The organism is Jiangella alkaliphila, from assembly GCF_900105925.1.
Lineage (GTDB): Bacteria > Actinomycetota > Actinomycetes > Jiangellales > Jiangellaceae > Jiangella > Jiangella alkaliphila.
Genome location: NZ_LT629791.1, coordinates 2,938,671 through 2,952,596 on the forward strand (window position 1 = coordinate 2,938,671; position 13,926 = coordinate 2,952,596).

Here is a 13,926-nt window from a genome sequence, read left to right on the forward strand (position 1 = left end):
TGTCTCGCATCATGGATGGACGGCGCGAGATCGTCCGGGGCTCCCAGAGACTAAAGGTCCACTGGGTGAAGGAGGGGGACTGATGGCCAGCCTGCGCGTGGCACTGCTCGGATGCGGTGTGGTGGGCACGGAGGTCGCCCGCCTCCTGCACGAGCACGCCGACGACCTCGCCGCCCGGGCCGGCGCCCGGCTGGAGCTCGCCGGCATCGCCGTCCGCCGCCTCGGCCGCGACCGGTCCATCACCGGTGTCGACCCCGGCCTGTTCACCACCGACGCCCGCGCGCTGGCCGAGCGCGACGACGTCGACCTCGTCGTCGAGGTCATCGGCGGCATCGAGCCGGCCCGTGGGCTGCTGCTGGCCGCCATGGAGCGGGGCGCCTCCGTCGTGACGGCGAACAAGGCGCTGCTCGCCGAGGACGGCGTCACGCTGCACACCGCCGCCGAGAAGCACGGCGTCGACCTCTATTACGAGGCCGCCGTCGCCGGCGCGATCCCGCTGCTGCGGCCGCTGCGCGAGTCGCTGGCCGGCGACCGCATCAAGCGCGTGCTCGGCATCGTCAACGGCACCACCAACTACGTCCTCGACCGCATGGACAGCGAGGGCAGCAGCTTCGCCGAGGCGCTGGAGGAGGCGCAGTCGCTCGGGTACGCCGAGGCCGACCCCACCGCCGACATCGAGGGCTTCGACGCCGCCGCGAAGGCCGCCATCCTGGCCGGCATCGCGTTCCACTCGCCGGTCGTCGCCGCCGACGTGCACCGCGAGGGCATCGCCGACGTCAGCTCCGCCGACGTCGCGTCGGCGCAGGCAATGAACGCCGTGGTGAAGCTGCTGGCCATCTGCGAGCTGTCGCCCGACGGCCAGGGCGTGGGCGTCCGCGTCCACCCGGCGATGCTGCCGCGCACCCACCCGCTGGCCAGCGTCCGCGGCGCCTACAACGCGGTGTTCGTCGAGGCCGAGGCGGCCGGCCGGCTGATGTTCTACGGCCCCGGCGCCGGCGGCGTGCCCACCGCGAGCGCCGTCCTCGGCGACCTCGTCACCGCCGCCCGCAACCGCCTCGGCGACGCCGTCGGGCCGCGCGGCTCGTGGTACGCCGACCGCCCGGTGCGACCGATGGGCGCGACGGTCACCCGCTACCACATCAGCCTCGACGTCGACGACCGGCCGGGCGTCCTCGCCGCCGTCGCCGCGGTGTTCGCCGAGCACGACGTGTCCATCGAGACCGTCCGGCAGCGCGCCGAGGGCCCCGACGACGCCGAACTGGTCATCGTCACGCACCAGGCCACGGACGACGCACTGGCGGCGACTGTCGACGGGCTCACGCGACTCGATACCGTTCGTGCTGTCCTGTCGGTGATGCGGGTGGAAGGCGAGTGACCATGGCTGTCGTGACTCAGTCTCGGCTGTGGCGTGGAGTCATCGAGGAGTACCGCGACCGGTTGCCGGTCAACCCGGCGACGCCGGTCGTGACGCTGCGCGAGGGCGGGACGCCGCTGGTCCCGGCTCCGTGGCTGTCCGAGCAGACGTCCTGCGAGGTGTACCTCAAGGTCGAGGGCGTCAACCCGACCGGCTCGTTCAAGGACCGCGGCATGACGGTGGCCATCTCGAAGGCCGCCGAGGAGGGCGCCGAGGCCGTCGTCTGCGCGTCCACCGGCAACACCAGCGCGTCGGCCGCCGCGTACGCCGTCCGGGCCGGCATGCGCCCCGTCGTGCTGCTGCCCGACGGCAAGATCTCCGGCCCGAAGCTGGCCCAGGCGGTCGTGCACGGCGGCGTCATCGCGTCGGTGCAGGGCAACTTCGACGACTGCCTGCGGCTGGCCCGCGAGCTGGCGGAGACGTACCCCGTCGCGCTGGTCAACTCGGTCAACCCGTACCGCCTGGCCGGGCAGAAGACCGCCGCGTTCGAGGTGGTCGACGACCTCGGCGACGCTCCCGACCTGCACGTCCTGCCGGTCGGCAACGCCGGCAACATCTCCGCCTACTGGCTCGGCTACTCCGAGTACGCGGCCGACGGCCCGGCCCAGCGACGTCCGCGCATGTGGGGCTTCCAGGCCGCCGGCGCCGCGCCGTTCGTGCACGGCGGCCCGGTGTCCGCGCCCGAGACGGTGGCCAGCGCCATCCGCATCGGCAACCCGGCGTCGTGGGACCTCGCCATCGCCGCGCGCGACGACTCCGGCGGCCTCATCGACGCCGTCACCGACGAGCAGATCCTGGCCGCGCAGCAGGAGCTGTCCGGCCGCGAGGGCCTGTTCGTCGAGCCGGCGTCGGCGGCCGGCGTCGCGGGCCTGCTGCACTACAGCCGCACCGGACGCCTCGACGCCGGGCAGCGCATCGTCGTCACCGTCACCGGGCACGGCCTCAAGGACGTCGACACCGCCAGCGCCTACTACGGCGAGATCCGTCCCTACGTCGTCCCGGCCGAGACCGCCGCCGCCGCGAAGGCGCTGGGCCTGGCGTGAGCCCGGCCACCGTCCGCGTCCGCACCCCGGCCACCAGCGCCAACCTCGGTCCAGGGTTCGACGCGTTCGGCCTCGCGCTGTCGCTGCACGACGAGATCGAGGTGACGGCGCGGTTCGGCGGGCCTGCGGCGCCGGTCGAGGTGACCGTCGACGGCGAGGGCGCCGGGTCGGTGCCGCTGGACGAACGGCACCTCGTCGTGCGGTCGCTGCGCGCGGCCTTCGCCGAGCTGGGGGAGCAGCCGTCGGCGCTGCGGCTGCACTGCCGCAACGCGCTGCCGCACGGCCGCGGGCTGGGCTCGTCGGCAGGCGCGATCGTCGGCGGCGTCGTCGCGGCCCGTGCGCTGACCGGCGTGACGGCGCACGACGACGCGCTCGCCCTGGCCGACCGCCTCGAGGGGCACCCGGACAACGTCGCCGCCTGTCTGTACGGCGGGCTCACGGTGGCCTGGCGCGACGACGCCGGCGCCGCCCGCGCGACGCGCATCGACGTCCACCCCGACGTCGCGCCGATCGTGTGCGTCCCGTCCTTCGAGGTGTCGACGGAGAAGGCCCGCGGGCTGCTGCCCGGCACCGTCCCGCACGCCGACGCCGCCGCCAACGCGGGCCGCGCCGCACTGCTCGTCCACGCGCTCGGGCGGCGCCCGGACCTGCTGCTCGACGCCACCGCCGACCGGCTGCACCAGCACTACCGCGAACCCGCCATGCCTGAGACGTTCGAGCTGGTCACAGCGTTGCGGGCGGATGGGCTGGCGGCCGTCGTGTCGGGCGCCGGCCCGACGGTTCTGGTGCTCGGAACGGGCGACGACGCCGGCCGCGTCAGCGCCCTCGCCGGCGGGTGGTACGTCCGCGCATTGCAAGTGGACACGCGGGGTGCGGATGTGGAGTACGCCACGCCGTGAGCGGCGCGAACGGGGGTGGGTCAAACGGCCCACGGCATGCTACGCTCGCTGTGCACCGACGTTCTGCTGGTCGGTATCCCCATGGTGGTGACGTTCGTCGCCGATGGCCATGGTCTTCGCCCATCTCCCCGGGTTTCGCTCACGCGGGTCCCGCGGAAGGGCGGCCCATCAGTTCGCGTCGTGCCTTTCCTCGGGAACCTCCCGAGGTGTTCGATGCATCGGCTTGTCTGAACCGATGCCGGTCCAGGGAAGGACCCTGAGTGACTAATACCGAGATTCCTGGCGTCACTGGGACGCCGGACGTTTCGGCGTCTGATTCCGACGCCACCGCGGCGAAGCGCCCCGCGCGCCGCCGCGCAGCCGGCCTCGAGGGCATGGTTCTGGCTGAGCTCCAGCAGCTCGCCGGCGGCCTCGGGCTGAAGGGCACCGGCCGCATGCGCAAGGGCGAGCTGGTCGCGGCCATCAAGGCGGCTCAGTCCGGCGGCTCGGCGCCGGCCGCTGCCAACGCACTTCCGGTCGAGTCCGCGGCGCAGCCCGCCGCCCCGGCCGTCACCGACTCCGTCGTCGCCGGCACCGCCGAGGCGCCGGCCGCTCCCCGCGGCCGCAGCCGCCGCCGGGCCGAGCGCCCGCAGGCCGCCGCCGAGGCCCGTCCCGACGAGGTCGTGGTCGTGGCCGACGCCGCCGCGGAGACCCCGGCCGCTGAGGCTCCGGCCACCGACGCTCGGGCCACCGAGGCCCCCGCCTCCGACGACGCGGCCTCTGACGACGAGCCGCGCGAGCGCCGCTCCGAGCGCCAGGACAACCGCCGCGGCCGCCAGGGTGGTCGCGACGGTGACCGGCAGAGCGACCGCGACGGCGACCGCGAGAACGACCGCGACGGCGGCCGTCAGCGTGACCGCGACGGTGAGCGTCAGTACGACCGCGAGAACGACCGTGACGGCGGCCGTCAGCGCGACCGCGACAACACCCGTCCCGACAGCGCCCGCCAGGACGCCGACGGCGCCCGCCAGGGTGGTGGCCGCGACGACGCCCAGGACGATGACGACGACCGCGGCCGCCGGCGGCGCCGGCGCGACCGGCGCGGCAACAGCCGCGAGCGTGACCGCGACCGCGATCGCGACCGCCGCGGCAGTGGCGGCGCCAGCGGCAGTGGCCGCGACCGCGAGCGCATCGAGGAGCCGACCGTCACCGAGGACGACGTCCTCATCCCGGTGGCCGGCATCCTCGACATCCTCGACAACTACGCGTTCGTCCGCACGTCGGGCTACCTGCCCGGCCCCAACGACGTGTACGTGTCGCTGGCCATGGTCCGCCGCTACGGCCTGCGCAAGGGCGACGCCGTCACCGGCGCCGTCCGGCAGCCGCGCGAGGGCGAGAAGCAGCAGAAGTTCAACGCGCTGGTCCGGGTCGACACCATCAACGGCGCCGACCCCGAGGCGGCCAAGCAGCGGCCCGAGTTCGCCCGGCTGACCCCGCTGTACCCGCAGGACCGGCTGCGCCTCGAGACCGACGCCACCACCATGGCGACCCGGATCATCGACCTCATCGCGCCGATCGGCAAGGGCCAGCGTGGTCTCATCGTGTCGCCGCCGAAGGCCGGCAAGACGCTGATCATGCAGGCACTGGCGCACGCGATCACGCAGAACAACCCCGAGACCCACCTCATGGTGGTGCTGGTCGACGAGCGGCCCGAAGAGGTCACCGACTTCCAGCGCACCGTCAAGGGCGAGGTCATCGCGTCGACGTTCGACCGTCCGCCGATCGACCACACCATGGTCGCCGAGCTCGCCATCGAGCGGGCCAAGCGGCTGGTCGAGCTGGGCCACGACGTCGTCATCCTGCTCGACGGCATCACGCGTCTCGGCCGCGCCTACAACCTGGCCGCGCCGGCCAGCGGGCGCATCCTGTCCGGTGGCGTCGACTCCAGCGCGCTGTACCCGCCGAAACGGTTCTTCGGCGCCGCGCGCAACATCGAGAACGGCGGCTCGCTGACCATCCTCGCCACCGCACTGGTGGAGACCGGGTCCAAGATGGACGAGGTCATCTTCGAGGAGTTCAAGGGCACCGGCAACATGGAGCTGCGGCTGCGTCGCGACCTCGCCGACAAGCGCCTGTTCCCGGCCATCGACGTCGACGCGTCGAGCACCCGGCGCGAGGAGATCCTGGTCTCGCGCGACGAGCTGGCCATCATGTGGCAGCTGCGCCGCGTGCTGTCCGCGCTCGACCCGCAGCAGGCCATCGAGCTGCTGCTCGACCGGCTCAAGAAGACCAAGAGCAACGCCGAGTTCATGCTCACGGTCCAGAAGACGACGCCGGCGGTCGGTGGGAACGGGTCCAAGGACGCCGACTGACGCCGCTGAGTCCGCTGATGCCCTGACCGTTCTGTCGAGCGGTCAGGGCATCGCTGTGTGTGTTGCCAAGTTGGGCGTCTCCCTGCTGCCCATTGTCTTAGCCGCGCACCCGCGCCTCAAGCGGACAGAGGGGCGCTTCGCGCCGTCGATGACCGCTTGACCCGCGCGTCCCCGGCCTAAGAACTGGCAGCTATCAGGGGGACGGGGAAGAACCGGGCACAGCCGCGCCCGATATGCACCGTTCGCCGGACTCTGCAGCGTCGGCTTCCTGGGTGTGAGGCGCGTCCTGGGTGTGAGTCGCGCCGAACCGGCGAAACAGGCCCGAAAACGCGACTCACACCCAGGTTGGTGAGCGCCGGCGTCCTGGTCTGCCGTTACGTCCTGGTCCCCAGTCACGCCACCAGTCCCGAATCCGCCATTTCGCGTCACGGCAGACCACGACGTAACGCCAGACCAGGACCCGTACCGTCGTCCTCGATAGCCAGGGCGGTCCTCGATGGCAGAAACTGTCCTCGCACCCCGTCGAGGACGGTCACCACTATCGAAGACGACAGCCGGCATCGACGCCCCAGCCGTCGCCACACCTCCCCCGTCCCCCTGATAGCTGCCCGTTCTTGGCTGGGGACGTGCGGGTCAAGTCCAGAGCCCTCAACCACAGACCGCCGCGACCAGCAGAGGCGTCGGACTTGAGGCGCGCGTTCACGGCTAAGAAAATGGGCAGCAGGGGGACGACCAACGTTGCAAACCCCCGGCCAACGGTACGAATCCCGGTCACGGTTTGGCCGGGGCGGCGCGGCCTGGAATACTGATCTGCTGGCTCCGGTTCACGTCACGACATCCCGTCGTGCCGACCCGGCGGCCCATGAGACGCCAGGAGTACAGAGCATGAAGTCCGACATCCACCCGGCCTACGTGGAGACCACGGTCACCTGCACCTGTGGCAACACGTTCACCACCCGGAGCACCGCGTCCAACGGCGTCATCCACGCCGACGTCTGCTCCGCCTGCCACCCGTTCTACACGGGCAAGCAGAAGATCCTCGACACCGGCGGCCGGGTCGCGCGCTTCGAGTCGCGGTACGGCAAGAAGAAGGCCGACGCGAAGTAGTTCTCCGTGGGCGGGGCGTGCGAGGTTCTCTTGCACGCCCCGCCCCCTTTGTGCCCGCACCCCGCGTCCCCGGAAGGAGCCGACCCCGTGTTCGAAGGTGTCGAGACGCTGGTGTCCGAGCACAGCGAGCTCGAGCAGCGCCTGGCCGACCCGTCGGTGCACGCCGACCCCGGGCTGGCCATGCGGCTGAACCGGCGTTACGCCGAGCTGTCGGCCATCGTCGAGGCGTACGCCGCCTGGCGAGAAGCCGGCGACGACCGCGCCGCCGCGCTGGAGCTGGGCGCCGACGACCCCGCGTTCGCCGCCGAGGCGGCCGAGCTGGAGACGCGGCAGGACGGGCTGGCCGAGCGGCTGCGCATGCTGCTGCTCCCGCGCGACCCCAACGACGACCGCGACGCCATCCTCGAGATCAAGGCGGGGGAGGGCGGCGCGGAGTCCGCGCTGTTCGCCGGCGACCTGCTGCGCATGTACCTGCGCTTCGCCGAGCAGGCCGGCTGGAGCACCCAGGTGCTCGACGCCGAGGAGTCCGACCTCGGCGGGTACAAGGACGTCTCGGTCGCGGTGAAGGCGCGCGGCACGCCGCAGCCCGGCACCGCGCCGTTCGCCCGGCTCAAGTACGAGGGCGGCGTTCACCGTGTCCAGCGCGTCCCCGTCACCGAGAGCCAGGGCCGCATCCACACGTCGGCCGCCGGCGTGCTGGTGCTGCCCGAGGCCGAGGACGAGGGCGAGGTCGAGATCAACCCCAACGACCTGCGCATCGACGTGTTCCGGTCGTCCGGCCCGGGCGGGCAGAGCGTCAACACGACCGACTCCGCCGTACGCATCACGCACCTGCCCACGGGCATCGTCGTGTCCTGCCAGAACGAGAAGAGCCAGCTGCAGAACAAGGAGCAGGCCATGCGCATCCTGCGCGCCCGGCTGCTCGCGGCGCAGCAGGAGGAGGCGCAGCGCGAGGCCTCCGACGCGCGCCGCAGCCAGGTCCGCACCGTCGACCGCTCCGAGCGGGTGCGCACGTACAACTACCCGGAGAACCGCATCTCCGACCACCGCACCGGCTACAAGGCGTACAACCTCGACGCCGTGCTCGACGGTGAACTCGCCCCGGTGCTGCAGTCGCTGGTCGACGCCGACGCAGAGGCGGCGCTGGCGGCCACCGCCGAGGGCGGCGAGCGGGCATGACGTCGGCGCCGCTGCTCGAGCAGCTCCGTGCGGCCACCGGTGTGCTGACCACCGCCGAGGTGCCGTCGCCGCGGCACGACACCGAGGCGCTGGCGGCGCACGTGCTCGGCATCGAGCGCGGCGCGTTGCTGTCCCAGCCCGAGCCGGACGCCTCGTTCGCGTCCCGGTTCGCCGAACTGGTCCGCCGCCGCGCCGGCCGCGAGCCGCTGCAGCACCTCACCGGCGAGGCGCCCTTCCGGCACCTGACGCTGCAGGTGGGGCCCGGTGTGTTCATCCCGCGGCCGGAGACCGAGCTGACCGCCGGAGCGGCCATCGACGAGGCGGCGGCGGTGGTCGCGGCCGGCCGGGTGCCGGTCGTCGTCGACCTGTTCGCCGGCTCCGGCGCCATTGCCGTCTCCGTCGCCACCGAGGTGCGCCCGGTCATGGTGCACGCCGTCGAGCGCGAGGACGACGCCGTCGCCTGGCTGCGCCGCAACGCGGCCGGCAACTCCGTCATCGTGCACCGCGACGACGTCGCCCTGGTCGCCGAGCGGAGCCTGTCGATGCTGCTCGGCCAGGTCGACGTCGTCGCCGCGAACCCGCCGTACATCCCGGCCGACGCCACCATCCGCGACCCCGAGGTGGCCGAGCACGACCCGCCGGCCGCGCTGTGGTCCGGCGCCGACGGCCTCGACGCCATGCGGGTGCTGGCCGACGTCGGCGCGCGGCTGCTCAAGCCCGGCGGCCTGCTGGTCGCCGAGCACGCCGACGTGCAGGGCGAGACCGCGCCCGAGGTGTTCCGGCGGCACGGCGGCTGGACCGCCGTCGCGGATCATCTCGATCTGGCCGGCCGCCCGCGGTACGTCACGGCCCGCCGTGCGGGATGATGGCACCGTGAGTCCCCTGTACGACTGCTCCGACGAGACCAAGCGGCAGCGCGGCGTCGCCGCCGCGGCCCGCGCCATCCGCAACGGCAAGCTCATCGTGCTGCCCACCGACACCGTCTACGGCATCGGCGCCGACGCGTTCACGCCCGAGGCCGTCGCGGCGTTGCTGCAGGCCAAGGGGCGCGGCCGCGACATGCCGGTGCCGGTGCTGGTCGGTTCGCCGGCCACGCTGGGCGGCGTCGCCGTCACCGACAAGACCATCGACGCACTGGTCGAGGCGTTCTGGCCGGGTGGGCTGACGCTCATCTGCCGGCAGCAGCCGTCGGTGCGGTGGGACCTCGGCGACACCGGCGGCACCGTCGCGGTGCGGATGCCCGACCACGACGTGGCCGTCGAGGTGCTCAAGACCACTGGCCCGCTGGCGGTCAGCAGCGCCAACGTCACCGGCCAGTCGCCGGCCCGGACCGCGGGCGACGCCCGCGACCAGCTCGGCGACTCCGTCGCGGTCTACCTGGAGGCCGGCGACACCGGCAGCGACACGCCGTCGACGATCGTCGACGTCTCCGGCTCGCTGCCGCGTGTGCTCCGGCAAGGCGCCCTCGGCCTGGCCGAGCTCCAGTCAGTGGTCCCCGAGCTGCAGGGCCCGGAAGCGTAAGGACGCCGCCGGTGCGCGAGTATCTTCTGACCTTCTTCATCGCGGCCTCGGTCACGTACCTCGTGGTGGGGCTCGCGGGACGGTTCGCGTACTGGGTGGGCGCGGTGCCGCCCACCCGCGACCGTGACGTGCACCGCGACCCCGTCCCGCGGCTCGGCGGCATCGCGATGCTCGTCGGCCTGCTGGTCGCGATGCTGGTGGCCAGCTACCTGCCGCGCATGCGCAACGTGTTCACCGAGTCCAGCGACGCCTGGGCGCTGATCCTCGCCGCGGTGGTCATCTGCCTCATCGGCGTCGCCGACGACATCTGGGACCTCTCCGCGCTGGCCAAGTTCGCCGGTCAGGTGGTCGCGGCCGGCCTGCTCGTCGCGCTCGGCGTGCAGTTGCTCTATCTGCCGCTGCCGGGCGGCACGTTCGTGCTCGACTCCACCCAGGGCGCGATCATGACGGTGCTGCTGGTGGTGGGTGCCACCAACGCGGTGAACTTCGTCGACGGACTCGACGGACTGGCCGCCGGCGTCGTCGGCATCGGCGCCGCGGCGTTCTTCTCCTACGCCTACCTGCTGGCGCGCGAGAACAACAACCCCTCGTACATGACGACGTCGGCGCTGGTGTCGGTGGTGGTCGTCGGCATCTGCGCCGGGCTGCTGCCGCACAATGCGCACCCGGCGAAGATCTTCATGGGCGACTCCGGCGCGATGCTGATCGGGCTGCTGCTCGCGGCCGGGTCGATCAGCCTGACCGGCCGGCTGCCCAGCCAGGACGTCGACACCTCCAGCTTCCTGCTCACGCTGCTGCCGCTGGTGCTGCCGCTGGCGGTCATCCTGCTGCCGTTCCTCGACATGATGTTGGCCGTCGTACGCCGCACCAGAGCCGGCAAGTCGCCGTTCGCGCCGGACAAGATGCACCTGCACCACCGGCTGCTGGAGATCGGCCATTCGCAGTGGCGCGCGGTGGCGATCATGTGGGTGTGGGCGGCGCTGGTCTCAGGTGGTCTGGTGGTCATCGCGCTCGTCGGCGGCTGGACCACCTACGTGCTGCTGGCGCTCGCCGTCGTCGTCATGATCGCGTTCACCACGGGCCATCCGCGCCGGCTCTTCCGCCGCGGCGGGCCGTCCACAGTGTGAGAACTGGTGTGAGAAACAGCACGTCGGAGCGGCCGGGTAGGCTGAAGCGGCCATGACTGAACCCGCCTCCCCGCCACCGCGCCGCCGCAGCCCGGCCGCGGTCGCGCGCCCCGCCCTGTTGCTCACCCTCGCCGCCGGCGTCGCTTGCTCCGTGGTGGCGGCGTTCACCGGCGGCAGCGCAGGGCTGTGGTCGGCGGTCGGCGCGACGGCGCTGGTCATCGCGTTCTTCGCCACCGGAGCGCTGCCCGTCCTGCTGGACCGGTTCCTGCCGCCCACTGGCATGGCGGCCGCGGGGGCGCTGATCGTCACGTACTCGCTGCGCATCGGGCTGGTCCTCATCGGGCTGGGCGTCCTGACCAGCGTCGACGGCGTCCACGAGCGCGCGCTGGGGCTGTCGCTGATGGCCTGCGCGCTGGTCTACACGCTCACCTACGCGGTGACGATGTTCCGCGAGAACAGCCGCGGGGTGAGCACACCGGCACGGAGCAGCGGGCCGGAATGACCTGGGCCTTGACGACGGCCGCGGCTGGTAGTGGGACCCGATTTCGTTACCGGCGAGGGCACCCAGTAGTATTCGAGGCGCCATGAGTCCGGACGATCCTGATGACGTACGTCAGACGGATCAGAACGGTGCGTGGGATGCCTTCGCACTGGTCGCGTCCGGAGTAGCAGTATGGGGTGGCGTCGGCTGGCTCGTCTCCGAGTGGCTCAACAGCCGCGTGTTCCTCGTACTGGGGCTCCTGGTAGGGATGGGTGCCGCTCTGTACCTGGTATGGGTCAGATACGGTAAGCCCTGACCTGGCCCTCCTCGTCGGGCGTGTCGCGAGCGCGCTGAAGAAAGGACCACGTGAGCACTCGGATCGTGGCCGAGTCGGGATTCCACAGTCCCGGACCGGCCGACTTCGAATTCCCGCCGCTGTTCGGCGAGGGCACGTTCTTCACCAAGCCGATGCTGGTCATCGTGCTCGGCACCATCGCCGTCGGCGCATTCTTCTACTTTGCCGCCCGGCGCAGCGCGCTCGTTCCCGGCAAGTTGCAGTTCGCCGGCGAGGCGGTCTACGGATTCGTCCGCGACGGAATCGCGCGTGACGCCATCGGTCGCGAGGGCATCAAGTACGTCCCCTATCTCGTGACGCTGTTCAGCTTCATCGCCGTGCTGAACATCTCGGGCATCATCCCGGTCCTCCAGCTGCCGGCCACCTCGAAGATCGCGATCCCGCTGTTCCTGGCGCTGATCTCGTGGGTCATCTACAACTACGTCGGCATCAAGCGGCAGGGCTTCGGCGGCTACTTCAAGAACATGATGTTCCCGCCCGGTGTGCCGAAGGCGATCTACCCCCTGCTGGCGCCGCTGGAGTTCTTCTCGACCTTCATCGTGCGGCCGTTCACGCTCACCCTCCGTCTCACGTTCAACATGTTCGCCGGACACCTCGTCCTGTTGCTGACGATTCTGGGTGGCGAATACCTGATCACCGAATATCAGGGTGTGGTCGGAATCGCGGCCGGTAGCGTGTCGATTCTGTTCAGCATCGTGCTGACTTTCTTCGAGGCATTCGTCCAGATTCTCCAGGCTTACGTTTTCGTCCTGCTCTCCGCCATCTACATCGGCGGCGCTCTCTCCCACGAGCACTGAGCTTCACTTAAAGAGGAAAGGAAGAAAGATGGAAGGCTCGCTCAACATGGTCGGTCTCGGCCTCGCGGCCATCGGCCCGGGCGTCGGCATCGGTCTGATCTTTGCTGCCTACATCAACGGCGTGGCCCGCCAGCCGGAGGCGCGCAGCGTTCTCCAGGGCATCGCGATCCTCGGCTTCGCGCTCGCCGAGGCGCTGTTCATCATCGCCATCGGCCTCGCGTTCGCCATCTGATCATGGCCCTCTCGATGGCACCGATCGCGGTGATGGCGGCGGAGGACGGTCCCGATCCGCTGATGCCGCACATGTCCGAGCTGATCGTCGGTCTGGTCGCCTTCGCCCTGCTGTTCTTCTTCCTTCGCGCGAAGGTCTACCCGATCTTCGAGAAGACCTACGCGGATCGCGCCGCCGCCATCCAGGGCGGCGCCAGGAAGGCCGAGGAGGCGCAGGCCGAGGCCCAGCGCCTGCTCGAGGAGTACCGCGCCCAGCTGGCCGACGCCCGCAGCGAGGCGGCTCGCATCCGCGAGGACGCCAAGCAGCAGGGGGCGGCCATCGTCGCGCAGGCGCGCGACGACGCCGAGACCGAGGCCAAGCGGGTCGCCGCACGGGCCGAGGCGCAGCTGCAGGCCGAGCGCGAGCAGGTCCTGCGCGAGCTGCGCGGCGAGGTCGGCACGCTGGCGACCACGCTGGCCGGCAAGGTGGTCGGCGAGTCGCTGCAGGACGACGACCGGTCCCGCCGCGTCGTCGAGCGGTTCCTGGCCGACCTCGAGACCGCTCAGGCCTCCGACGCGGCGACGCCCGCCCCAGGGGACTCGTGAGCATGCCTGACACCAACCAGCCCGAGCTCCGGCCGCGGTTCGAGAGCATCGTCGACCAGGCTGCCGGTCGCGCACCGGCGGTCGGCGACGCTCTGTTCTCGTTCGCGAACCTGCTCGACTCCCGTCCGTCGGTGCGCCGCGCGCTCACCGACACCGGCCGGACGCCCGACGATCGCGAGACGCTCGTGCGCCGGCTGGCCGGCGACCGCATCGAGCCGGCCGCGACGGACGTGCTCGCCGCGGCGGTGCGTGAGCGCTGGGCGAAGCCGGGCGACCTCACCTCCTCGATCGAGGAGTTCGGTCTCCAGGCGGTGCTGATGGCCGCCCGGTCGGCCGGCCGCCTCGACGCGGTCGAGGAAGAGATCTTCCGGTTCGGGCTGGTCGTCCGTGGCAACCGCGACCTGCGCTCGGCACTGATCGACCGTGCCGCTCCCGCCGACGCACGGCGGCAGTTGGTGCGGACGCTGCTGAACGACAAGGCGGCACCGGAGACCGTCGCGCTGGTGGAGCACGCCGTCCTCGACCGCCGGGCACGTAGCCTGGAAGCGGAGCTCGCTCGCGTCGCGGAGTTCGCCGCGCGGCTGCGCGAGCGCCGGGTGGCCGTGGTGCACGTCGCCGCGCCGCTCGCCGTCGAGCACCGCGAACGGCTGGAGCGAGCGCTGGCGGTCCGCGCCGGCGGGCCGGTCCTGCTGAACGTCGTCGTCGAGCCTGACGTCGTCGGCGGCATCAGGGTCGAGCTCGGTGACGAGGTCGTCGACGGCACCGTCACCAGCCGCCTGGACGCCGCCCGCCGTCAGCTGGTCGTCGGCTGACCGGCACCCACCCAGACCTGAGAC

General features: G+C 71.9%; 14 protein-coding genes. All 14 read left to right on the top strand.

All coding sequences use genetic code 11. The annotated features are described in order from the left end of the window. Positions 1-82: 82 nt before the first annotated feature. The 14 genes from BLV05_RS13685 (at position 83) to BLV05_RS13755 (ending at position 13,902) form a co-directional block, all read left to right on the top strand. On the top strand, positions 83-1,375 hold the full coding sequence (locus BLV05_RS13685; RefSeq protein ID WP_063932620.1) for a homoserine dehydrogenase: 1,293 nt from the start codon (positions 83-85) through the stop codon (positions 1,373-1,375). Between the two features lie 11 nt (positions 1,376-1,386). Continuing rightward, complete coding sequence (thrC, locus tag BLV05_RS13690) at positions 1,387-2,457, top strand: threonine synthase (protein ID WP_231948815.1); 1,071 nt, start codon at positions 1,387-1,389, stop codon at positions 2,455-2,457. Beyond that, complete coding sequence (thrB, locus tag BLV05_RS13695) at positions 2,454-3,356, top strand: homoserine kinase (RefSeq protein WP_046771343.1); 903 nt, start codon at positions 2,454-2,456, stop codon at positions 3,354-3,356. The genes thrC and thrB overlap by 4 nt, the downstream gene beginning before the upstream one ends. 260 nt (positions 3,357-3,616) lie before the next feature. Further along, complete coding sequence (gene rho, locus BLV05_RS13700) at positions 3,617-5,707, top strand: transcription termination factor Rho (RefSeq protein ID WP_046771344.1); 2,091 nt, start codon at positions 3,617-3,619, stop codon at positions 5,705-5,707. 885 nt (positions 5,708-6,592) lie between these two features. Beyond that, positions 6,593-6,814, top strand: a complete 222-nt coding sequence (gene rpmE / locus BLV05_RS13705) for a 50S ribosomal protein L31 (protein WP_046771345.1) — start codon at positions 6,593-6,595, stop codon at positions 6,812-6,814. Between the two features lie 87 nt (positions 6,815-6,901). Further along, the gene (gene prfA, locus BLV05_RS13710; RefSeq protein WP_046771346.1) at positions 6,902-7,993 is read left to right on the top strand and encodes a peptide chain release factor 1; all 1,092 of its coding nucleotides are present in this window, start codon (positions 6,902-6,904) and stop codon (positions 7,991-7,993) included. Then, positions 7,990-8,859, top strand: coding sequence for a peptide chain release factor N(5)-glutamine methyltransferase (gene prmC / locus BLV05_RS13715; RefSeq protein WP_046771347.1), 870 nt, complete (start codon positions 7,990-7,992; stop codon positions 8,857-8,859). Before prfA ends, prmC begins: the two co-directional genes overlap by 4 nt. Before the next feature lie 7 nt (positions 8,860-8,866). Then, complete coding sequence (locus BLV05_RS13720; protein ID WP_046771348.1) at positions 8,867-9,514, top strand: L-threonylcarbamoyladenylate synthase; 648 nt, start codon at positions 8,867-8,869, stop codon at positions 9,512-9,514. 11 nt (positions 9,515-9,525) lie between these two features. Beyond that, positions 9,526-10,641: an MraY family glycosyltransferase gene (locus BLV05_RS13725; RefSeq protein ID WP_046771349.1), complete on the top strand. Its 1,116-nt coding sequence runs from the start codon at positions 9,526-9,528 to the stop codon at positions 10,639-10,641. 52 nt (positions 10,642-10,693) lie between these two features. After that, positions 10,694-11,143 (top strand): hypothetical protein, encoded by a 450-nt coding sequence (locus BLV05_RS13730; protein WP_046771350.1) that lies wholly within the window; start codon positions 10,694-10,696, stop codon positions 11,141-11,143. 345 nt (positions 11,144-11,488) lie between these two features. After that, positions 11,489-12,274 carry a F0F1 ATP synthase subunit A gene (atpB, locus tag BLV05_RS13740; protein WP_046771351.1) on the top strand — a complete coding sequence of 262 codons (786 nt, stop codon included), beginning with the start codon at positions 11,489-11,491 and terminating at the stop codon, positions 12,272-12,274. Positions 12,275-12,302: 28 nt separating this feature from the next. Next, the gene (atpE, locus tag BLV05_RS13745) at positions 12,303-12,506 is read left to right on the top strand and encodes an ATP synthase F0 subunit C (RefSeq protein WP_046771352.1); all 204 of its coding nucleotides are present in this window, start codon (positions 12,303-12,305) and stop codon (positions 12,504-12,506) included. A gap of 14 nt (positions 12,507-12,520) precedes the next feature. Further along, positions 12,521-13,090, top strand: coding sequence for a F0F1 ATP synthase subunit B (locus BLV05_RS13750; protein ID WP_046771381.1), 570 nt, complete (start codon positions 12,521-12,523; stop codon positions 13,088-13,090). Positions 13,091-13,092: 2 nt separating this feature from the next. Further along, positions 13,093-13,902: a F0F1 ATP synthase subunit delta gene (locus BLV05_RS13755; RefSeq protein ID WP_046771353.1), complete on the top strand. Its 810-nt coding sequence runs from the start codon at positions 13,093-13,095 to the stop codon at positions 13,900-13,902. Positions 13,903-13,926: the final 24 nt, after the last annotated feature.

Excerpts from the sequence above, each read along its gene's own strand:
- prmC (WP_046771347.1), top strand. The coding sequence starts at position 7,990 with ATGACGTCGGCGCCGCTGCTCGAGCAGCTCCGTGCGGCCACCGGTGTG.
- atpE (WP_046771352.1), top strand. The coding sequence starts at position 12,303 with ATGGAAGGCTCGCTCAACATGGTCGGTCTCGGCCTCGCGGCCATCGGC.
- BLV05_RS13750 (WP_046771381.1), top strand. The coding sequence starts at position 12,521 with ATGGCACCGATCGCGGTGATGGCGGCGGAGGACGGTCCCGATCCGCTG.
- BLV05_RS13730 (WP_046771350.1), top strand. The coding sequence starts at position 10,694 with ATGACTGAACCCGCCTCCCCGCCACCGCGCCGCCGCAGCCCGGCCGCG.
- BLV05_RS13685 (WP_063932620.1), top strand. The coding sequence starts at position 83 with ATGGCCAGCCTGCGCGTGGCACTGCTCGGATGCGGTGTGGTGGGCACG.
- rpmE (WP_046771345.1), top strand. The coding sequence starts at position 6,593 with ATGAAGTCCGACATCCACCCGGCCTACGTGGAGACCACGGTCACCTGC.
- BLV05_RS13755 (WP_046771353.1), top strand. The coding sequence starts at position 13,093 with ATGCCTGACACCAACCAGCCCGAGCTCCGGCCGCGGTTCGAGAGCATC.